This is a genomic window from Rhizobium aethiopicum, from assembly GCF_900094625.1.
GTDB classification, from domain to species: domain Bacteria; phylum Pseudomonadota; class Alphaproteobacteria; order Rhizobiales; family Rhizobiaceae; genus Rhizobium; species Rhizobium aethiopicum.
This window is the reverse complement of record NZ_FMAJ01000034.1, coordinates 1-21,017: the sequence shown is the minus strand read 5'-3', so window position 1 is coordinate 21,017 and position 21,017 is coordinate 1. Positions and strand designations below refer to the sequence as shown.

General features: G+C 54.8%; 16 protein-coding genes and 7 pseudogenes. 12 read left to right on the top strand and 11 right to left on the bottom strand.

Going from position 1 to position 21,017, the window contains the following annotated elements; all coding sequences use genetic code 11:
- A partial coding sequence (locus GA0061105_RS33130) for a hypothetical protein (protein WP_208601718.1) occupies positions 1 to 282 on the top strand: 282 nt, incomplete at its 5' end.
- Here GA0061105_RS33130 and GA0061105_RS30795 read toward each other — a convergent pair.
- Positions 254 to 1,197, bottom strand: a pseudogene (locus GA0061105_RS30795) (IS630 family transposase). The gene GA0061105_RS33130 and the pseudogene GA0061105_RS30795 sit on opposite strands and share 29 nt — an antisense overlap.
- Before the next feature lie 231 nt (positions 1,198 to 1,428).
- Between GA0061105_RS30795 and GA0061105_RS33035 the strand changes: the two are divergent.
- A pseudogene (locus GA0061105_RS33035) lies at positions 1,429 to 1,887 on the top strand (GDP-mannose 4,6-dehydratase).
- A 410-nt stretch (positions 1,888 to 2,297) separates the two neighbouring features.
- On the opposite strand, the gene nodA reads toward GA0061105_RS33035, so the two are convergent.
- Positions 2,298 to 2,885 carry a nodulation N-acyltransferase NodA gene (gene nodA, locus GA0061105_RS30780; RefSeq protein WP_004679687.1) on the bottom strand — a complete coding sequence of 196 codons (588 nt, stop codon included), beginning with the start codon at positions 2,883 to 2,885 and terminating at the stop codon, positions 2,298 to 2,300.
- A gap of 937 nt (positions 2,886 to 3,822) precedes the next feature.
- Between nodA and GA0061105_RS30765 the strand changes: the two genes are divergently transcribed.
- The 3 genes and pseudogenes from GA0061105_RS30765 to GA0061105_RS30750 all read left to right on the top strand — a co-directional run bounded on the left by GA0061105_RS30765 (position 3,823) and on the right by GA0061105_RS30750 (position 7,946).
- Complete coding sequence (locus GA0061105_RS30765; RefSeq protein WP_010034735.1) at positions 3,823 to 4,737, top strand: hypothetical protein; 915 nt, start codon at positions 3,823 to 3,825, stop codon at positions 4,735 to 4,737.
- A gap of 261 nt (positions 4,738 to 4,998) precedes the next feature.
- Positions 4,999 to 6,189: pseudogene (locus tag GA0061105_RS30760) on the top strand (IS3 family transposase).
- Between the two features lie 167 nt (positions 6,190 to 6,356).
- Entirely contained in the window at positions 6,357 to 7,946 is a 1,590-nt protein-coding gene (locus GA0061105_RS30750) for a class I tRNA ligase family protein (RefSeq protein ID WP_092755088.1), read from the top strand.
- A gap of 111 nt (positions 7,947 to 8,057) precedes the next feature.
- Here GA0061105_RS30750 and GA0061105_RS32230 read toward each other — a convergent pair.
- Positions 8,058 to 8,224: pseudogene (locus GA0061105_RS32230) on the bottom strand (IS3 family transposase); the annotation flags it as partial.
- Between the two features lie 387 nt (positions 8,225 to 8,611).
- Between GA0061105_RS32230 and nodD2 the strand changes: the two are divergent.
- The gene (nodD2, locus tag GA0061105_RS30745) at positions 8,612 to 9,568 is read left to right on the top strand and encodes a transcriptional regulator NodD2 (protein ID WP_004677768.1); all 957 of its coding nucleotides are present in this window, start codon (positions 8,612 to 8,614) and stop codon (positions 9,566 to 9,568) included.
- Here the strand turns inward: nodD2 and GA0061105_RS30740 are convergent.
- The gene (locus GA0061105_RS30740; RefSeq protein WP_092755094.1) at positions 9,548 to 9,916 is read right to left on the bottom strand and encodes a hypothetical protein; all 369 of its coding nucleotides are present in this window, start codon (positions 9,914 to 9,916) and stop codon (positions 9,548 to 9,550) included. The genes nodD2 and GA0061105_RS30740 overlap by 21 nt on opposite strands.
- A gap of 44 nt (positions 9,917 to 9,960) precedes the next feature.
- Here GA0061105_RS30740 and tnpA point away from each other — a divergent pair, with 44 nt between their 5' ends.
- The 3 genes from tnpA (at position 9,961) to GA0061105_RS30730 (ending at position 12,298) form a co-directional block, all read left to right on the top strand.
- Positions 9,961 to 10,347 carry an IS66-like element accessory protein TnpA gene (gene tnpA, locus GA0061105_RS32660; RefSeq protein ID WP_011053358.1) on the top strand — a complete coding sequence of 129 codons (387 nt, stop codon included), beginning with the start codon at positions 9,961 to 9,963 and terminating at the stop codon, positions 10,345 to 10,347.
- Positions 10,344 to 10,697 (top strand): IS66 family insertion sequence element accessory protein TnpB, encoded by a 354-nt coding sequence (tnpB, locus tag GA0061105_RS32655; protein ID WP_011053359.1) that lies wholly within the window; start codon positions 10,344 to 10,346, stop codon positions 10,695 to 10,697. The genes tnpA and tnpB overlap by 4 nt, the downstream gene beginning before the upstream one ends.
- Before the next feature lie 68 nt (positions 10,698 to 10,765).
- The gene (locus GA0061105_RS30730; RefSeq protein ID WP_011053360.1) at positions 10,766 to 12,298 is read left to right on the top strand and encodes an IS66-like element ISRel8 family transposase; all 1,533 of its coding nucleotides are present in this window, start codon (positions 10,766 to 10,768) and stop codon (positions 12,296 to 12,298) included.
- An 81-nt stretch (positions 12,299 to 12,379) separates the two neighbouring features.
- On the opposite strand, the gene GA0061105_RS30725 is transcribed toward GA0061105_RS30730, so the two are convergent.
- The 3 genes from GA0061105_RS30725 to GA0061105_RS30715 form a co-directional block, all read right to left on the bottom strand.
- Positions 12,380 to 12,964: a hypothetical protein gene (locus GA0061105_RS30725; RefSeq protein ID WP_042120096.1), complete on the bottom strand. Its 585-nt coding sequence runs from the start codon at positions 12,962 to 12,964 to the stop codon at positions 12,380 to 12,382.
- A gap of 246 nt (positions 12,965 to 13,210) precedes the next feature.
- Positions 13,211 to 14,119 (bottom strand): transcriptional regulator NodD3, encoded by a 909-nt coding sequence (gene nodD3 / locus GA0061105_RS30720; RefSeq protein WP_004677763.1) that lies wholly within the window; start codon positions 14,117 to 14,119, stop codon positions 13,211 to 13,213.
- A gap of 151 nt (positions 14,120 to 14,270) precedes the next feature.
- Positions 14,271 to 15,296, bottom strand: a complete 1,026-nt coding sequence (locus GA0061105_RS30715; RefSeq protein ID WP_011053483.1) for an LLM class flavin-dependent oxidoreductase — start codon at positions 15,294 to 15,296, stop codon at positions 14,271 to 14,273.
- Between the two features lie 900 nt (positions 15,297 to 16,196).
- On the opposite strand from GA0061105_RS30715, the pseudogene GA0061105_RS30710 reads away from it, so the two are divergent.
- Positions 16,197 to 16,457 (top strand): annotated as a pseudogene (locus GA0061105_RS30710) (transposase); the annotation flags it as partial.
- Positions 16,458 to 16,476: 19 nt separating this feature from the next.
- Here GA0061105_RS30710 and GA0061105_RS30705 read toward each other — a convergent pair.
- A pseudogene (locus GA0061105_RS30705) lies at positions 16,477 to 17,237 on the bottom strand (IS5 family transposase).
- A 100-nt stretch (positions 17,238 to 17,337) separates the two neighbouring features.
- On the opposite strand from GA0061105_RS30705, the pseudogene GA0061105_RS30700 reads away from it, so the two are divergent.
- Positions 17,338 to 17,787 (top strand): annotated as a pseudogene (locus tag GA0061105_RS30700) (IS3 family transposase); the annotation flags it as partial.
- Between the two features lie 155 nt (positions 17,788 to 17,942).
- On the opposite strand, the gene GA0061105_RS30695 reads toward GA0061105_RS30700, so the two are convergent.
- Entirely contained in the window at positions 17,943 to 18,464 is a 522-nt protein-coding gene (locus GA0061105_RS30695) for an aminoacyl-tRNA deacylase (protein WP_004677747.1), read from the bottom strand.
- Between the two features lie 85 nt (positions 18,465 to 18,549).
- Positions 18,550 to 19,245: a DUF6875 domain-containing protein gene (locus tag GA0061105_RS30690; RefSeq protein ID WP_004677746.1), complete on the bottom strand. Its 696-nt coding sequence runs from the start codon at positions 19,243 to 19,245 to the stop codon at positions 18,550 to 18,552.
- Positions 19,246 to 19,599: 354 nt separating this feature from the next.
- Between GA0061105_RS30690 and GA0061105_RS33030 the strand changes: the two genes are divergently transcribed.
- Positions 19,600 to 20,142 (top strand): hypothetical protein, encoded by a 543-nt coding sequence (locus GA0061105_RS33030; RefSeq protein WP_011053486.1) that lies wholly within the window; start codon positions 19,600 to 19,602, stop codon positions 20,140 to 20,142.
- Positions 20,143 to 20,727: 585 nt separating this feature from the next.
- Here GA0061105_RS33030 and GA0061105_RS34010 read toward each other — a convergent pair.
- The gene (locus GA0061105_RS34010) at positions 20,728 to 21,015 is read right to left on the bottom strand and encodes a hypothetical protein (protein WP_141130260.1); all 288 of its coding nucleotides are present in this window, start codon (positions 21,013 to 21,015) and stop codon (positions 20,728 to 20,730) included.
- Positions 21,016 to 21,017: the final 2 nt, after the last annotated feature.

Genomic DNA, 21,017 nt, shown 5'->3' with positions numbered 1-21,017 from the left:
CATATCGCCTTCCTTCTTTCGTTCCATCCATCGCTGAGTAAAAGGCAGGCAGCTCGCGCCGCCTCGCATGGCAATCTTCAAAACCCGTGCCATGTGGGCCGATCGAGCCAAAGGAAAGATCCTTTTGTTGGGTTTCAGAAAGTTACTCCGAACCACCACAGGAAACTGCCAAACAAACCTAATGTCGCCGATCAGACAAAGCCGACAGACGGTGTCGTGATGGCATCACTTGCACCGCTAGAGCAAATCCTGCTCAATCTGGGTCATATCCAGCGGCCTTAAGGTAGTTTGCGCATTCTGCCGCAGTGAAGCGCGGTATCAAGGCCCCGACCGCATCCCATAGAGCATCGATCTTTCGCTCGGCTCGGCCTCGCAACATGGCTTTCAGCTTCGAGAATGCGTTCTCGATTGGATTGAAGTCCGGACTATAGGGCGGCAGGAACATGAGCTTGGCGCCGGCACGTTCGATGGCATCGCGGACACCGGCTATCTTGTGTGCAGGCAGGTTATCCATAATGACGACGTCGCCGATCTCCAGGGGCGGCACCAGCACCTGTTCGACATACGCAAGGAAGACGTTGCCGTTCATCGCGCCATCGTAGACGAATGGGGCGGTCATTCCGCTGAGGCGCAACGCACCGGTGAAAGTCGTTGTTTTCCAATGGCCGTGCGGCACGCCGGCACGGCAAACGCTCACCTCGCAATGCACGTCCGCGCAGACGTGACATCTTGGTCGAGAGGCCGGTTTCGTCGATGAAGATCAGTTTCTCCGGATCGAGGTCCAATTGACCATCGAACCAGGCGCGCCGGCGCTTCAGGACGTCCGGTCGGTCCTGCTCCAGTGCGTGTGCGGTCTTTTTTTAAAGGTCCACCCACGGCCTCGAAGCCAGGCGCCAAGTGCGCTGCGGCTGATCTTCACCTGCCGCTCGACGGACAAGCGCTCAACCATCTCATCGAGCGTCACATCCCTACGCTCGTTGATCAACGCGACAACGAATTCCTCGTGTGCATCCACTGCCGAAGGTCGTCTCCAGCTCTGTGGCAGAGCAGTTAACTCACCCTCTTTCGCTCTTCAATCCAGCGGATCGCCGTCGAAATCCCAACTCCGAAACGAGCCGCAGCCTGTCGAGCCGACATGCCCGCCGCAGACGCTTTCAAAACCCGTATTAGGAGATCATCGCTCAGGGCCTGTCCCATCATCCACTTCTCCGCTGTGGATGTTGAATCAGCTTCGGTCGCTCTCGTCACCTCACAATCGATTCATCAATCGCAGGACATGTCTAGGTCGACCGCGCGCCAGCGCGACCGCGACCATCAGCAGGACAAAGAGCTTTGAAAACAGGAGACAATCGCACATCCCTGTAGCCAAGAGAGAAATGGCGTATCGCACGGGAGACGCTGCGAGCGCCCAGGTGATAGAGCTTCGCCTTGTGGCTGAACAAGCCAACTTCGATCGCGCAGGCCCGCCGCGCCCGACAGCTGGCCAAAAACAGCGCCAGGAGCTACGACTGGGGCCACGCACGTGAGTATGTCGAGGGCATGTCGCGCATGCTGCAGCAGGACAAACCGGATGGCCACGTCTTGGCGACCGGCGAGACGACGAGTGTCGGCCAATTTCTCGAGCGGGCTTTTGCCGACGTGAACATTACTTTGGAATGGAAGGCGTCCGGCGTCGACTGGCTACGACTCCGCGTCCGGTGCCTGCCTTGTTGAAGTCGATCCTCGATACCTCCGCCCGACGGAAGTTGATCTTCTGCCGGTGATCCGACCAAGGCCCGCCAGAAGCTGGGCTGGCAACACAAGGCCCCGGTTCAGGAGCTCGTCGCCGAGATGGTGCGCGAGGATGTCAAGCACTGGAAGGCCCTGAACAGCCGGGAAGAGCTCTGAGTGTACGACTTGTCCAACAAGAAGATCTGGGTTGTCGGCCATCGCAGTATGGTCGGCAGTGCGCTTGTGCGCAGGCTCCGATGCCGTGCTCTGCGGCAGTGGCGTCAGTTAGCGGGTCGAACGAGGAGCGCGGATCGTGAACCCGCGAGCGCGCAAAAATACGGCATTAGCCGATGATGTTCATACTTCCACCAGGTGCCCGGATTGCGGTACCGAGGCTTCGGGGCATATGTTCCTGATGGTCCTGCTTGTCTCGAATATCTCACGCTTGACGTCTAAGCGTTCGCAGATCGAAAGGTGCGGGATGTGTCATCGTGTGGGTCGGTCCGTCATCGAGGGTTAAATAGACGCACCGATCACTGGGCCGCCACCGTCTCTTCGGATAACTTCAGCTATGGGACCATGCTCTTTCATAGCTCAGGGCCATTCCGCTCGATCAAGGTCCCCGATGGCCAATCACTCATTGAGCATCCTATTGGGAATACTACCAAAATTACGTTTTCACAGCGCGTCGGCGGGAGGTTGAGATAAACATCGGCAAGGGTGGATCGCACGCGTACCCCTTCCAAAACCGTCGCAAGACCATTTCGGCAGAGCCTGAGAACAAGGTTGCGCAACGCCTGCCGAACACCGCCGAACGCAAACCGAACGCCAAGTTGCTGCAGCACTGGGTAAACAATGCGCATCGAATTAATGCCGTACCCCTCAAGATCTGGACGCACGCCCCACAATCCAAGCTCGCATACGAGTAGATCGACCTCGCCAACCCGAACGAAACGACGCAACAACCCCATGTGAGCGGCCACACCGTGCGCATCATAGCCTATTACGCGAAGCTCGGGCCTAGCTCCTGACCAACTACGAGCACCTTCGAATGGAAGGGCGTTGTAAGCTCCAGTTGGCCCATAGGTCTTCCGAAAGAAATCTGCGAGCTCCGTGTGGTCAGAGAGCTCCAACTCGTTTTCCCAGCACACTTTCCACCGCACCTGAGGGCTCATACCTAAACCTCCACTTAATACTCTGTCCAGGCGTCGACAGAGCAACTACTTGATACGCACTCGTTGGGGCGCTTCTAATGGCACTGGTATAAGCTGGTGAAATCATTTGTTTGGATGGAACTCATCCGTCCAATGGATGCGTTCCAATCAATCGGCCTGCCATCGGCTGCCGACGCCAGATGAAGCGGCCGGGCTCCAACTTCTTCGTGAACATGCCGCCTTGTCCATCATGCTGGATCATCTTGATCAGGCATCCAGGACATTGAACTGAAAAGTTGACCATGACTGAGAGGCTCGCTACTCAGGCAGAAGCAAGCCAAAGACGTTTTCGGCGATAATCAGGCAAATTGTCGAGATCACATTAGAACCATCGGCGGAACCGGGCTGGTCTATCCCGGCGTCGAAAGTCGTCGAACGACCCGACCTGGCGGAGGGGTTTTTTCGGAATGTTCGGTTTGCGACAGTCTGATTCCACACAAAATGGGACGCGGCGATAGGCAGCAGCATTCTCCTGTTGAATCTGAAAGGGGTTCCCCTCGCAAAACGCCCTGGTTCGCTTTGGCTATCGCAGCCCATGGACCGGCACGCTGGGTATCGGCGAAGATTGCCAGAGGACATACTTGCCTGGCGATCCCGACCTCGGGAGAAGATGATGGGTACAGGAATGGATTCGCAGATCAGTGCGTTTCCGGTGCAAGCTTTTAGGACCCCGGACACAGCAAACGCCTCCCAGGACTGGCGAGGCGGCCGCGAGATCGCAATTTTCTCCTAGATAACGGTATGAGGTGATCGTCATACCCTGGTCACCGGATGCCGATCGTCACGCACATGGTCTGGTACAGAGCCGGCGGCGCCGATGAGCCCCCGAGGAAATACTTAGTGACTGGCACGGTTGTTGCGTCGTCTCACGAAAGACAGCCGTTAACGAGAGGTCACGATGATGGATGTATGCTCGATGGGGATGGTGTTGTGCGGTGGGTACCTTCTTGCTGCATCCGCAGGCAGACTCGGCGGCGCTGAGAATGTCTTATCTGACTCGCCTTTGTCCGCGGCTGATGTATCGAGTTTCGAGACTTTCATAGTTCGCAGCCCACCGACATCACTCAATCTGGATCCCTTTTATGCCAAATATGCTGACGCAGCGGGCATACCTATTATTTCGTCAAACAAGGTTCCAGACACGGCACTATTGATCTCACGTGACATTGTCCTCTACATGTTGTCAGAACGCCGTGATGTCCGCGATGCTTTAATCCAGGCTGGAGCGCGGGTGGGCGTCATGGCAATTGACGAGACGACGACTGATATTCCCGAGCAGCGGGATTGGAAGAAGCCTCTTCCCGATGATCCACGTCTCACCCCTGACGAGCGGCGGGATTACGCCAACACGATCGGCAAGATGACTGCCCGAGACTACTGGGCACAAAGGGCGCGCGGCATGGGCGGGCTCTACACGACGGGAGCTGTGGAGAATTTGATGGGCGTGCCGGGCACGCGGTATTACGGCGGGAACATTCTTGTTCACGAATTCTCACATAATATTTTCAACGCGCTGCGCACGGTAGATCCTGATCTCGTTGCACGAGTTGAACGTGCCTATTCGCACGCCTACGAGAAAGGCCTCTGGGCGTGTTCCTATATGGAGAACAACGTCGATGAGTATTGGGCCGAGGGCACGCGATTTTGGTTCAATACGAACTTGGCTTACAGCCGAGGCAATCTCACCATTGCCACATCAGAAGATTTCGAGGCTCACGATCCAAGCCTCTATAATATCATGGCCGAAGTCTACCGCCATGACCACCACATTCTGGCGGATGTCTATTACCGGCATTCGGCGAAGTCGCAGTAATGTCCTTTGGTATTGACTGCCGGCCTCATGCTGCAATCCCGCTGGAGACCCGAACTATCGCTGATCGTCCGTAATTTGTCAGAGCCAGCCATAAATTTGAGTTTCCGTTCAATTGAAGCGCCCATGTTGTTCCCACGGGTGCATACCAAGTACTTCGTGGCCGCTGGAATTGGCTCCTTGTGCAACATCGAGACCAAATGACCTGCCACTGCGAATTTCCTCCAGAATGGATTAGAGTCCGGCCCATTAAAGGACGGATGAATGAAGAAGCAGAGATTTACGGAAGAGCAGATTATTGCGGTGCTGAAGGAGCAGGAGGCTGGCGCGAAGGTGGCCGACCTCTGCCGCAAGCACGGAATTTCAGAAGCAACATTTTATAATTGGAAAGCCAAATACGGCGGCATGGAAGTCTCCGAGGCGAAGCGGCTGAAGGCGCTTGAAGACGAGAACGCGAGACTGAAGAAGCTGCTGGCCGAACAGATGCTGGATGCAGCCGCACTTCGCGAGCTTCTTGCAAAAAAATGGTAGGGCCTGCCGCCAAACGCGACGCCGTCGCGCATCTGAAGACCGTCATGGGTCTTTCGGAACGGCGGGCCTGCCAGATTATATCTGCGGATCGGAAGATGGTGCGATATCGGTCCTGCCGACCGCCGGAGGTAGAATTGCGAGCGAAGCTGCGCGACCTCGCCAATGAGCGACGGCGTTTCGGCTACCGGCGACTGTTCGTCCTGCTTCGGCGGGACGGAGAGCCGTCCGGCGTCAATCGCATCTACCGGCTCTATCGCGAGGAAGGTCTTTCCGTTCGCAAGCGGAAAGCCAGACGCCGTGCTGTCCGCACGCGTGCTCCGATTTCTGGTCGAGGCGAAGGCCAATGCCCGCTGGTCGCTAGACTTCGTGCACGACCAGTTCGCTTGCGGAAGGAGGTTTCGCGTGCTCAACATCGTCGATGACGTAACGCGCGAATGCCTGGCGGCGATCCCGGACACATCCATCTCCGGTCGACGTGTCGCCCGAGAACTGACGACGCTGATCGAACGACGCGGCAAGCCAGGAATGATTGTCTCCGACAACGGCACCGAACTAACGTCGAATGCCATCCTTGCCTGGTCGAAGGATCACAAGGTCGAGTGGCACTACATCGCGCCGGGAAAGCCGATGCAGAACGGCTATGTCGAGAGTTTCAACGGTCGGATGCGCGACGAGTTACTCAATGAAAGCCTGTTCTTCGGCCTCGATCATGCCCGCAGCGCCATTGCTGAATGGGCGGACGATTACAACCATTTCCGGCCGCACTCATCGCTTGGATACAAAACCCCGGCAGACTTTGCCGGGACCATCGCCGCAACCGGCTCCAACGCTGCGCAAGATGAAAGCTTCGCGTTTCCGCCGGTTGCTCACACCGCGCCACTTGGCGTACTCAAAACCGCCGGGGCTCTAGTCGCTGCTGGGTGAAAGTACCGTGGCAGGTCACTCGGGCAGCGGCGTGTTTCAATCCGATGGAGAAACCTCCGCAGTCAGTGGGGACACGATGGTCTATATAGCGCCGCACCAAAAACACGCGATCAAAAATAGCAGCCCTCAAACCAGCTTAAAGTTCCTTTCGATATGGTGGGATTGAATTGAGAGCAAACCAACATACTTTTTTTGCCTGCTCGGCGCCGCCGTGCCCGAACGGCAAGCTGCATCTTGGGCATATAGGTGGCGTGTACCTTCTCGCCGACGTGTTCGTACGCTACCACCGCATGGTAGGCAACGCGGCCTATCACGTGACAGGTGCGGACGAACATGGCACTTACACGCTGGTGAAAGCCCGAAAGCTTGGCAGGCCGGTTGATGACGTCGCACACATGCACATTGAAGAAATTCTGCAGTGTCTGCGGTCAGTTGATATTGAACCGGACGTATTTGTAAGGACTTCAAGCGAAGACCACAAAGACCGCAGCTTGGCGATCTACGACCAACTAAGAGCGTCCGGCTACGTTGAGCTGCGCGACGGAGAGCAACTGTATTGCGGGACGTGCGAAGAGTTCGCCGCAGACTCACTCGCGGTCGGAGAGTGTCCAGCTTGTAACGCGCCAACAGATAGTAACCTTTGCGAAGATTGCGGCTCGGCGCTGCAACACAATCTACTACGCAACCCGATTCACACGACATGCGGCCAGAGCCTTATCTTGCGCCCGATTCGACAGGTTCATTTTGAGCTTGAAAAATTTGCTCCGGGGCTCGATCACGCCATTGAGGCGAGCGGATGGCCGGAATCCATAAAGCGCAAAGAACTTGACTGGCTACGGTCAAAACTGATGGCATTGCCGATGTCGCGGCATTTCGACCGTGGTGTGACTTTGAACTCCCCGGTGGAGGTGGCAGGCCAAACTTTAATGACTTGGTTTGAAGGATTGTGGTGCTATGAGACAGGAATCGAACGCCTCTGCAAGCAAAATGGCGCAGATCTCGATGACACTATGCGCAACGCGAGCACGAGACTCGTATTCTTCATGGGTCAGGATAACCGGTTTTATTACACGATCGGCGTTACTGCTAGTTTGTTCTCGCGCGGTTATGCGATTCCATACAACCATGCAATTCAGGACTTTTATAAGCTCGAAGGCGCGAAATTTTCTACTAGCCGTGACCACGCTGTGTGGGCTGACGAGGTGGCAGCAGATATCGACACGAACGTGCTGCGCTACTATTTGGCTAGCATCGCCAAGCCATTTGGCGCAAACGACAACGATTTTCTGATCGAGGGGCTGCTTCAGACCGCGGCTAGAATTCGTGCTTTCGAAACGGCTTTGCGCAAGTACGCCGGATGTAACGAGACGCTGACGGCCGACAAGCTGACAGTCGAGCAGAACCACAATGTTAAACGATATTCCGAAGCGGTGCAGGACTTGCGCGTCTGGGATGCCATGGACGCCATAGACGCCTTTTTCGACGTTGCGTCTTTTTCAAGGGCAGATACCTCAGTCAGCGCAGCGGAAGTTTCCGTATTTCTAAGCCTTCTTAATCCTGTGACCCCGATGCTTGCGGCGCGGTATGGTGCTTTCTTTTTCGGAGCCGGATGGCGGCCGGGGCTCGATGGCGGCACTATCCGGCCAAGCACCGGCTTACGCAAACCGGTTGATTTCCCATTGTTTAGCGACCCGATTCCGGAAGCCTTCATAGAGGCTTATGAAAGACGATTGAGGCAAGTCCGGCCGAATTCTTAGCTTTTAATGACGGCAACCGCTTTGACGATCCCGAGGCGAGTAACGCGGACGCCGACCGGATGACGGCATCTCGATAGCGGAGAACGCAAGGCGGCAGTCGGGCGACCTACTTCGTTCCGAAAGGCCCACGACGGCTTTCTGGCGTGCGACGGCGTCGCGCTTGGCGGCGGGCCTTTCTATTTTTTAAGGAGCTCGGGAAGTGGGGCCGTATCCAGGATCTGCTCGGCGAGCAGTCTCTTCAGTGTGGCGTTCTCTTCCTCAAGCGCCTTCAGGCGCGTTGATCTTTTCATCACAAATTACTGGCACGCCACCAATATCTTGAACATGCTTCCAAACAGAAGGAGCCCGCCAGTCGATAGCCAGCGTACGGCAAAGCCTCTCCGGTATCGCGATATGATGAACCTACTTCCGCCCATCCGTTCACTAGCATTTCATGTCGCTCGGTGACGCCGCTCCACATCGCCTATTGCTAAGGTGCCATTCGATATTTAAAGTGGATTACCTGCAACTATAACGTCTATCGTAACTATGCGGCCTACTTAATTGATCACCAAACTAACCTAAGCCTTTTTGACGAACCTTCATTGGATCTATGCTGGAAGGTTCTGTACTGGAAAAATCGATTGTTTGGATATAAAATATCCGTTGTTTGGATGTGACTAAAGATGCGTTTCAAGGGCCTTGATCTAAACCTGCTCGTTGCATTGGATGCGCTCACGACCGAGCGCAACCTAACGGCTGCCGCACGTAGTATCAATCTAAGTCAACCAGCAATGAGTGCCGCCATTGGTAGGCTTCGGGACTATTTCCGCGACGAATTGTTTACAATGAATGGTCGAGAACTTCGGCTGACGCCCCGTGCCGAAGGACTTGCCTCGGCAGTGCGTGAAACTCTCTTGCAGGTACAATGCTCAATCATCTCTTGGGAGCCGTTTAACCCGTCGAAGTCTGACAGATGCTTTAGAATAGTTCTGTCCGATTTCATGATGCTGATATACTTCAATAAAATCATTGAGCGAGTTGCTCGAGAAGCGCCCGCAGTCAGCTTTGAGTTGCTGCCTTTGGATAGTGATCCGTACGAGATGCTTAGCCGCGGTGACGTCGACTTCCTCATCGTGCCTGAATTTTTTCTCTCGGGAGCACACCCGAGCGCAAAACTGTTCACAGAGAAGTTTGTATGTGTAGCCTGTTCGACAAATGTGGACCTACCTTCAGCGCTGACGATCGAGCAATATGTCTCCACGGGACACGTCGCTGCCGCGTTTGGGCGCTTTTTGAAGCCATCGGTCGAGGGCTGGTTCTTGCTCGAGAATGGTATTCAGAGGCGGGTGGAGGTCGTCGTGCAAGGGTTTAGCTTAATACCACCAGTCCTGCGTGGCACGAACCGCATAGCTAACCTACCGCTTCGCTTAGTCGAGCATTACGAAAGTACTTTCCCTTTGCGGATCATCAACCTTCCGTTACCGCTCCCCGTCTTCACAGAAGCTGTTCAATGGCCAGCGCTCCATAATGCCGATCCAGGGAGCATCTGGTTCAGGGAGATATTGGTTGAGGAAGCTTCCCGTATGATGTCCTCCAACGCACCTAAAATACATGGGTTGCTACAACAATCCGGTTCCTGACCAAGGTTCCTGCTTGAGTAAGATCCGCCCGAGCCCGAATAAGTTCAACAGCCACCAAAGAGGCTTTTCAAAGGTATCCATCCGGGGAAGGCCGCTGACCTTGCCCCCAAGTTTTATCCAGTTTTGAGTTCGCTCCGACGGTTTTAGGTTGCTGTATTTGCGGCGGTAGCGGCGGGTTGCGGTGCGGAGCAATTGTGGTCCCCCAGCACCCTTCGATTTGCCGCCGAAGGTGCTAGACAGCACGTCGCGCAATCGTCCGAAGGGCGGCCGATCGGCGACGGGCGTAGCGCTCAGCTTCGTCGATAAAATGTAACCGGTGCTCCGCTCCCACGTTGTCTTTCCTGCCATGATCTGTGATCGCCTTTCCATGGACGAGCAACGGGAGTTTCTCCATGGAGACTACATTGGAGGTTCTCACAACCAGGAAGTCTGGACGTGAGGTTCACCGGCATTGGCCGGATGACGTGAAGGCGCAGATCGTTTCGGAGAGCCTTCGGCCCGGCGCGATGGTAAGTGAGGTCGCAGAGCGGCATGGGTTGAAGCCGAACCACCTCTCCACTTGGAGAACGATGGCGCGGCAGGGTAAGTTGCTTCTGCCCGCACCCGAAGACCCGATGGAGTTTGCAGCGGTAATCGTTGATCCGCCCGTTTCGGAGCCGCCGATCAAGAAAGCCAGTCGCGCCGAGATCATCGTCGGTTCCGTCACCATTCGTCTGGAAGAAGGTGCGTCTGCCGCTCGGATCGCCGCTGTCGCGCGTGCCTGTGCGGCTCCCGCATGATCTTTCCATCCAACCGCGTGCGGATCATGGTGGCGACCAAGCCAGTCGACTTTCGCAAAGGCCATGATGGCTTGGCGGCACTGGTCAAGAACGAGCTACACAAAGACCCATTCACTGGAACTGTCTTCGTATTCCGGTCGCGCAAAGCAGATCGGTTAAAGCTGATCTACTGGGACGGCAGCGGTCTGGTGATGGCATACAAGCGGCTGGAGGAACACACGTTCACTTGGCCGGGCATCAAGGATGGCCTGATGACACTGGGCCATGCTCAGTTCGAGGCGCTGTTTGCAGGGCTCGACTGGCGTCGGGTCCGTGCGGTAGAAGCGAGAGCACCGGACGCCATCGAATAGATGCGGCACGATGACTCGGTCGGCAAATTCCGACGGCGAAGCGCCGCTGGTTTTGATAGGCTTCCACCATGTTGGACACCGCCGATTTCCCTGACGATATCGATGCCCTGAAGACGATGCTGATCGCGGCGCAAGCGCGTGAAGTTCGTAAGGATGAGCGGATCGAGCGACTGGAGAAGCTTGTCGCCGCATTCAAGCAGGCTGCCTTCGGTCGCAAATCCGAGAAGGCTGATCCTGAGCAGTTCGATCTCGCGCTGGAAGACCTGGAAACGACCATCGCTGCCATCCATGCCGAAGACGAGGCCGATACATCCTCGGGCAAGCAGCGATCCAAATCCCGCGCCGTCAATCGCGGCTCTCTTCTCGCCCATCTTCCTCGTATCGAAGAGATAATTGAACCGGAAAGCCTGATCTGCGCTTGCGGCGGTTGCCTGCATCGCATCGGAGAGGACGTGTCTGAGCGGCTGGATGTTATCCCGGCGCAGTTCCGCGTCATCGTCACTCGCCGACCCAAATATGCCTGCCGTGCCTGTACTGATGGCGTTGCCCAGGCTCCAGCGCCCGCACGACTGATCCAAGCCGGATTGCCGACAGAGGCAACCATCGCGCATGTGCTGGTGTCCAAATACGCCGACCATCTGCCGCTTTATCGACAGGCCCAGATTATGAGCCGCCAAGGCATCGATCTCGACCGTTCCACTCTGGCCGATTGGGTTGGTCGGGCGGCATTCGAGTTGCGCCCGGTCTTCGACGCTTTGATCGCCGATCTAAAGCGCTCGACAAAACTGTTCATGGACGAAACCCGTGCGCCGGTCCTCGATCCAGGCTCTCGCAAAACCAAGACCGGATACTTCTGGGCGCTGGCCCGCGACGACCGACCATGGAGCGGCGGGGCTCCACCCGGAGTGGCTTTCACCTACGCTCCCGGTCGTGGCGGCCAACATGCCGAACGGATATTGCGGGGGTTCACGGGCGTTCTCCAAGTGGACGGCTACGCCGGATATAATCGGCTGATCGCACCGGACCGTGTCGGCCCGGACATCCGGCTTGCCTATTGTTGGGCACATGCACGGCGCAAGCTGGTCGAGATCACTCGTACCGGCACAGCGCCGATTGCCGAGGAAGGCGTGGAGCGGATTGGTGAACTCTATCGGGTCGAGTCCGAGCTACGCGGGCTTCCCGCAGAAGCTCGCCTCGCCGGGCGACAGGAACGATCAGCGCCATTGATTGCGGACATGCGAACTTGGCTCACGCAGCATCGTGCCCGCGTCGCTGGCAAGTCGTCGCTTGGCGAGGCGCTCGCCTACATCGCCAAATATTGGGATGGCCTCTGCGTCTTCTTGACCGACGGTCGGATCGAGATCGACAACAATAGTATCGAGAGAACTATCCGGCCGATAGCGCTCAATCGGAAGAACGCTCTCTTCGCCGGGCACGACATGGGAGCACGGAATTGGGCAACCATCGCCTCGCTCATCGAGACGTGCAAGCTCAATGCCGTTGATCCACAAGCCTACCTCACCAGCACGCTCACCGCTATCGTAAACGGCCATAAGCAAAACCGGATCGATGAACTCCTGCCGTGGAATCATCCGGTTTAGTATGGTCAATCGCAAAATGACTGCAGCAATCAGACGCGAAGAGACATAGGAACCTTATCGTTCCGTCGGCTACGATTAACGCTATCTACGGGTTGATCTGATGTAAGCGGGAAGCCTAAATGCAAGTACGAATGCGGCTAGGTAAAATCCAAAGATGTGGATCATACTCTTCCAGATGTTCACCTCTATCGGCGACTCGAAGCTCATTCGATAACGCGAATAATGCTCAGTTGGACCGATATACGCCGACGCCAAGCTGGCAGCTAATATAATGATGAACGCTGTCATCATTCCCTGGACGTGGTAGCTGTCGGATGCAAACAGTTGCTTTACAAGAAACACGACGACGGCAGGAAGCATGACCACGCTGGCAAGGGATCGCATTGCGATCAACAGGCATTGATCAGACTGCGAATAACGACTTGTTTTTAAAGCAGATAGTATCGCGGTATTTGGGGGCCAAAACCGCAGCATAACCTGGTTATTGACAAACTCGCAGGATATTGACGGGTGGGCTCGAAAAATGAGAAACGCAAAGAATATCACGGCACCATAGGCTGCGATGGTGGCGCAAATGATGCCTAACTGTCGGCTTGCAATATTTTGATCTGCCTTAATCTTCTTGGCTACGTGATCGAAAATATCTTCGTTGACCTCGTCCTTCATCCAATAACCACTTCCGAAGTAACACTCGAGGTTGAGTAACACCGCAAATGTTGGAAGACAATGACATGGCTGTTGCGACCCCGCTCCAAGCCATCAAAAAACTGCTTCTTTGTCGAGGTGTGAGCGGCACATCGCTTACGATAAAATGGCCTGCGGGTCACTCACAGGTGGTGCCGTCTTCAGCTAATCGGCCGCGTCGCGGGTCGTCGCTCCCAATGCAGCCCAGCTTCCTAGGTTTCAGGATGGTCACGGCAATCGCGCTGCCTCCTGAACCATTATATCTCGCATCCAGATATTTGCCGGATCTTTGTCGTGAAGTACCGGCCATTGGACTGCCTCGGTGAATGTCGGCAGCGCTATCGGGGGCGCAGTCATCCGCAATGGTATCGTGTCCTCAAAAAGCCCAACTAGTCGTAACGGAACGGTTGCGATGCGATCGGTGCCCATTAGGGCGGCGGGGATCATGCTAAAGCTTGAAACAACGACTTCGACCCGCCTCTTGAGGCCATGCTCCTGCAAGAAGCAATCTTCTATGGTAGGCTGCTGCGTCCGACCGAACCTAACTACCGCGTGCCCCATTGAAGAATACTCCTCGGCAGTAAGGGCTTCCTCAAGTTGTTTGTTATTACTGCAGCCGACGCAAGTCAGTCGTTCCTGAAATAGATCTATCTTAGGGTGCGCGCTCGACATGAATAGCGGTGGGCTAATAAGGAAGTCTACGTCGCCGCGTCGCAAAAGCTCGTCTGGATTGTCAGTAAGAGGCAGCAAGTCAAAACTAATGCCGGGTGCTTCCCGCGCAAGACGCTCCAGTATCTTCTGAAAAAGAACAACTGTAACGAAATCGCATAAGCTTACTCGGAAATGACGATCTGATTGATCAGGAGTAAATTTATCCCAGGGTATGATATTGAGCCGAATATGCTGTAAAGCCTCACGAATCGCAGGCGCGAGGTCTTCCGCACGCGGAGTTGGAACGAACTCACGACCACGCATCGTAAATAGTTCATCGCGGAAATAGGAGCGGAGCCGGCGGACAGCTGCACTCATTGCGGGCTGGCTCAGATTAATGCTACGTGCCGCCGCAGTAAGGTTGCGCTCAATCATTAGTGCATCGAGCGCGACAAGGAGATTTAGATCGAGGCCCTTAAATCGCATATCTTTTAACTATCCAATAGTGCAGCCCATTCCACAATGGCTGTTCCTACGGCGATGGCTGAATTCGCCTTGACGCTCCTCAATCGATTTGAGGGCGCGGCCACAGAGACTTAATCTCTGTGATCGGAAAGCAACCTGAGGCCAGTCCAGATTAAGCCATAACTCCAGAGTGAACGCTCGTTGCAGTGTAATAGGAAGCCTCCAATGGCAAATCACCAAACGCCAGCTGGCAAAGAAGATAATTAGCACCTGCTTCCTCGACATGATCGAGAAGATCTTGCCTAACTGAAGCAGCAGTACCAACTACGCACAACTGACAGTCTACTGCTGCATCAAAATCCGGCGGGAGGTTCTGAGGAGTCTGTATCCCGTTAATCTCGTACAGAAACCTAAAGCTCCGAAGCCACCGTTGATAAGCCGGGGCCGCGAGCGAAATGGCATGCTTCGTCGTGCTGCCGGCCACCACCATTCGGACCAACCCAAGGAACGGCGCCCGTTTCCTGCCCCCGGCGGTACGTCTCTCGTGTGCTCGGTAGGCATCAGTGATCTGGCGAACAGCAGAAGCAGGGCCCCCGCAGGCAAGATTTGTATCGTTCTCAGCCGCCCAGCGCGCAACCTCAGGACGACTGGTTGTAATCCATCTCGGAGGCTGAGGACGTTGGTGTGGCCGCAACATCAACGGGACTTTGTCTAGTTCAAAGTGGTCGCCTTTGTAGGAAAGAGCCTGAGCTCCTTCCTTCATCGCTTGGATGACGATCTCGCTGGCTTCGAGATAGCGCGATGTCGCCACCTCCTCATCAATACCGAAAAAGCTCCATTCGATTGGTAAGGAGCCGCGCCCCATGCCCAACTCGAGCCTGCCACCGCTCAGATGATCCAGCATGCAAATTTCTTCAAACGCACGTAACGGATGATAAAGGTTCAACAGCATAACCAAAGGACCGAGACGAAGATGCTGCGTGCGCTGAGCTACGCTTGCTAGAAATAGATTCGGCGAAGGTCCTCTGCCGTGGGGAGTACAGTGGTGCTCTGCGACGTGATATCCATAAAAGCCAAGGCGATCGCAGACCTCTGCCAACTTCATCCGATCTTCATACTGGCGCCCAATCTCCCTTCCGTCTTCGTCCAAATGGTCGAAGATACCAACCATCAGCTTTGCGGGAAGAGAGTTTGTCATTTAAATGTCTCCAAGTTTGGCGGCGAATTTTCGGTGACCAAGACCGGAGGGTGGCCCCGATGTCTTTCGCCAGGAATCATCGAAAAGCTGCTGGTTCTAAAAAACGATGCTGACGCCGATGAGCTAATCATAATGCTCACGTTGAAATGACATTGAATCATTCGTATTCATGTATGACTTCGCGGTGGGTAACACCCCATCTCGCATACCCACAGCTCCGTTCACTTTTGAGAAGCCAAGGATTGGCAAGATCGGATAGTGGTTGTTCAGCTTTTGTGGCGACCCAAATGTGTTAAAGCTGGTATTCGGTTTAATGCGACGAGGCTCCTGCAGTAGGCGAAGAAAGGACCCAGAGCTATGTCTCGGCGCTTGATTGGCAGACGAGAGCGCCTTCTGCAGTTCCACGTTGGCCATGTTCGTCTCCATTTACCGGCCAGGTCTGTGACCTTGCCCTCGGCTGCTCTCGGTGGAGCAACATCATGGGGTCCCCAATTCATAATCGAGGTGTTTAATAACATCCCATGGCTTCGTAAAATTGATTGTTTGTATGGCATTGATCCACCAGGTGAATAACCAGGAATCTTCACCGTCAAAGGGTTGCTGATCGAACTAGCATACGGTCGACCCAGGCGAGATCACGGCCCCTTCCGAAGGTGGAAGGATCAGGAGCCAGTGCGGTTTTGGCCGCAGCGCAACAGCGCCGATACCAGAAATAGATGTGACGCAGTTGGCTTCCGCGTCTTTCGTGCACGCTGTTGTATGTCCTTAACATTCCCCATCTTAACTTCATAGGATCACAGGTTTTACGATAGGGAAATTGCTCTCAACCCTTCAAACTGGACCAATTTTGGTTAGAGTTTTCCGGTGCATTTTCCTGGCTGGGAAAAGGAACGGAACACGATGAAGGCATCGCAGTTTTCGGACGCTCAGAAGGCGTTCATTTTGAAGCAGGGTGATGAGGGCGTCTCGATCGCGGAGATTTGTCGCAAGGCGGGGATCAGTCAGACGACTTACTTCAACTGGAAGAAAAAGTACGCCGGCATGTTGCCGCCAGAGATGAAGAGGCGCAAGCAGCTTGAGGACGGGAATTCGCGATTGAAGAAGATCGTCGCGGATCTGACGTTGGACCGTGAGATGCTGCAGGACGCCATCCGCCGAAAGCTCTAGGTCGTGTGGACAGTTATCTGATCCATAGCATTGTCGCCGCGATAGTGACGACGGCGAGGTAGTTTTCGGCGGTTTTCTCGAAGCGCGTCGCGACCCTTCTGAACTGCTTGAGTTTAGAAAAGCAGCATTCGATCAGGTGTCGCTGAGCATAGAGATGTTTGTCGAGCGGGTATTTTCGCGCACGCGAAGGATTGTTGGGGATCACTGCCACGGCGCCCTTATCGGCGATGGCATTGCGCAGGTGATTGCTGTCATAGGCGGTATCGGCCATGATGATGTCGGCGGGTAGGCCCTCGATCAGGGCGTCGGCTTGCGGCGCATCGCCCTTCTGGCCTGCGGTCAATGTGAAGCGGACCGGGCAACCGAGACCCCGCACGGCCATGTGGATCTTGGTGCTCAATCCGCCGCGGGAGCGGCCAAGGGCTTGATCTTCAGCCCCTTTTTTGCGCCGGCAGCGTGCTGATGGGCGCGGATGATGGTGGAATCAACAATCAAGTACTCGAAGTCTGGATCGTCCGCCATCGCCTCGAATATGCGCCACCAGATGCCCTTCCGGCTCCAGCGGCTGAAACGACGGAAGACACTGTTCCACTCGCCGAACACTTCTGGCAGATCGCGCCAGGGCGAGCCCGTTCGCACAATCCAAAGCACCGCTTCCATAAACATGCGGTTGTCGCGGCCGGACGAACCGCGTGTGCGCTCGTCACCAATGATGTGGTGCGATATCCGCTCCCACTGCTCGTCCCGAAGGATCAGACGATCCAAAACACCCATGACTGCCTCCAAAAGACAGTCTTGAATCTGATTTGCTCAGCCTTGGGAATCCCAAGAGTCCACACCGCCTAAGGCCTGAGGGGTAGCGGGAGGTGGTGTCATGTGCCGCGATTGGGCGATCTCGATCCGGCGTGCCTGTGGCGCGTTGAACTTCGATCGGTCGACCGATCACTACATCTCTCGCCGCGCCGAGGCCGGTCTAGACCTGTAAGCGCGGGTGCGCTACGGCTATCGTCGCGTGCATGTGCTTTTGGAACGCGAGGGTTGGGGCACCAACATCAAGCGAACCTATCGCATTTACAGGGACTTGGGACTGCAGCTGCGGAATAAGACTCGGAAGCGCCGTGTTAAGGCGAAACTTCGCGAGGATCGGCAAATGGCTGTCGGACCAAATGACGTGTGGGCGATGGACTTCGTGCACGACCAGCTCGCAACCGGAAAGAAACTGCGGGTCCTGACGGTGGTCGCCACCTTCTCACGCTATGTTCCCGCGCTTGATCCGCCTCACAGCTATCGAGGTGAAGATGTCGTGCAGACGTTGGGACGGGTGTGACGATTTTCGTTATAGTGCGCACTATGAGTCCGATTACGCAACATACGTATTGAACCCTCATTCTCTAATCGAGGCGCCGTTACGTGGAACCGCATTTCCTTTCCCGAAGAAATAACCTACCTCACGGCATCTCTATGAAAGGTGACGAGGCGTTAGGTTTGACTGGCCCGTCCACGCGTCTGTAACGGCTGCCCGATCTTCCAAAGCATGCTTGTGTCGATCTCAAGCTCGACTCCAACCTTGCCCGCACCTGTGACTACGGTAGGATAAGAAAAAAGGGCGGTGTCGATCAGTACAGCGATCTTCTGGAGACCGAATGGTGATACGCTTCCTGACGGGTAGCCGAAGAGATCGAGTACCTGTTCTTTCTGAGCAAGCTCGGCTCGTTTCCATCCATACGTGCCAGCAACCGCTTTCATGTCAATCTTTGAAGGTGATGGCAGCAAAACGGCACAAAGGTGGCGCGCAGGATGAGACCGGCGCATCACATCGTTCGCTTTCTGCTCGGCAATAATCATCGTCTTTGCAACGCGCCCCACGGGAACGCCGATAGCAGAGGCTAAATCGGAAGGAGATGTAATAGGGGTGGCGAACTCACTATAGCGCCACAATCGTACCGTCGACGCTCCGATCTGGTGCAGTTCAGCAAGTACGTTCGGATGAACGTCCAACATAGTCGTTTCCTTCCGGTTCACCTGGTAGGACGATCGAGGATAGCTGTTTCAGCGACTGCGAGTACAGCCCTCTTGCGAGTAAGTTTCAGGCGGTTCGCTCCAAAAGCTGCCTAATGCGGCGGCGACCCTCGTTCCCAAAAATACTGAAGTAAGCCTCCAGGCACTTATCGCTATCGAGCATGAAAGGAGCATCATATTTGGTGATATGCCGAATAGCCAAGGCTGGAACCGTTGTGTCGAGCGGTCGAAACATCCTGTTGTGCAAACCGGGCTCCGGGCAACCTGGATAAAATTCACCGATCATGAAACCTTCCTGAATGAAGTCGGGCTTCAGCCGTTTTTGCAGTTGACCAATCCTGATGATCTCTCCTTCATCCTGTATTCCAGGAAGGGCAATGATAATGGCCTTATAGATCCAGTCGCCCGTTCGATCGTTGAAGGACTTTACGGGTTTCATCTGGCTGAAGACGGCGAGCATACGCGCCAAATCGTTTTCGATTTCGTCAACTGCAACAGCTTGCGACGCGGCAACCCGTAAAAGCCCCTTCGTCAGAGCCTCGGGAACGAAAGGGCAAACGCTCCCGTCCCGACCTAAATGAGGATGTGGATTGGAGAGGAATTCTGAGGCATACCGAGCAAATTTCTGAAGAGCTGCGTTTGCATACTCATCATAGGCGTTGTATCCCGCATCAATATTCTTTTCCAGAATTTCGCCCACTGTCATCAATGGACCAATCGTCCCGAAAGGTTGGCTGTAATCTTTCCAAATCTCTTTATTCATTTCGGATCCCTGGTTCGAAAAGCCACGTGCAAAACGGAAGGTCGGGCTCTTGCATGCCAGCTCGGGCGGCGGGCGAGCTGGTCGGGGGCCAATCAAGAGACCGACCTTCCATCGGAAGCGAAGCTCCCGAATTTTTGATAGCACTCGTAGTTACACTTGTGTAACTGTTTTTTTAAATGGATGTGAAAACAAGAGCGGGGGCTCGTGCACGATGAAGGTTAGTCTCACGACCGCCCGCAAATTCTTATATTCGTCGTAGTTATGAAGACATACATATGATAAATGTCGCCGCGATGGGATCCGGTAACAGGCTTTGGGTGAAAACAGAACGACCCATTGCGCAGAGGCGTGGCCGTGGCGAAGACAACACGAAGAAAAATATATACGCCAGAACAGATCGACGTCGGCGTAAAGCATAAGCTTGAGAAAATTGACTCGTTTTTGTCAGATCTCTTTAGCGAAAATTCCGAAGAAAAACTATTCCTGAGGAATATTCTTGGATTGATGCTTAAAGTATATCATATGGACGCCAATAACAAACCCATGACGAAGATGCAGGCGTGTCGCTATCTGCCTTTCAAAAACCAGACTGTTTGCCAAAAGTATGTCGAGGCAGCGCATTTGCGTGGGTTCATCGACATCACTCGGGATAAAACGGACAAACGGCGTCTGATTGTTGTTCCAAAGGAGCCGTTGGTTGTCTATGTCAATGAATATATAGCTGACTTCCTTGATGACTGCCGTAGAGCGATTGACAGTGCCGCTCAAGTAGCTACGCTTCCTGAGGAAGGGATGGCAACGGCAAGTTCTTCATCTATTGATAAATCGCCAGCGTCTTCTGGGGCACCTGTGGGTTCCTCTCAAAAGAGAGTCGATCGAAAAGCCAGGAAATTTTAGCGAGTTTTATTGTGGGAAAGCAAAAGTAAGAAGCCGGTCTCGCGCGCGTTTATCCTTTCATCAATCAAATGTTTCCTCCGTAAACAAGCTTCATCGAGGTAACCCGCTTCGCTTAACCGGCCTGACGGCCGGTGCAGGCGCTGCTAGGGGGAGCGGCTGTATCGTCGTTTCGGCCAAGAAACTGCGCGGGAAGTTCGGCGGCATGAGGTCTTTCCTCATTGTACAACACGACGACAGAACACCCACGGGACCGAGGTTCGCGAGCTTCTGTATCCGTGGCATCCCTGGTCCGGACGGCTTGTTCACGTGCATGAGGCGGTGTCTAAAGGGACGCATATTTTCCGCTGCAGCCTTTCTGGTTCTTCTTCTGGTCGACTTCTTGAGGTCCCGTCGTGGATGTTCGACCGATCAGTGAGTGGTTGTTGGCGCAGCCTGGCGGTCCCGCACGTCGATCTCGCAAGCCTGCATTCTTTGGCAAGATTGCTGAAGGACGCTGATGCCTCATCGCAATCTTCGGTAATGGGCGCAGCATTGGTCTCTCGTAAGCGTCCGGCGAACGCATTTTCGGGTGTCGAGAGATGGAATCTATAGGCCGCGTTTCATCTCATCGGCCATGATGCGGTCGATTATTTCGGGATCGCACTGTGTGTCGATGAGGAACTCGCGGATACCGCCGTCCCACGTCCTGATGTCGGCGAGTAGGCTTTGAAGTTCTTCGATGCCATTCTCGGTCAGACCCTTCGTGCCGTCTTCACTGCCATCGCCGACGTAAACCAGTTCGCCTTCGGAGATGTTGTCCGAGTTTGCGGTCACTTCTTCGATCAGTTCGAGGTTTTCGCCGATCATGCCGGCGACTTGGCTGAGTGTGTAGATGA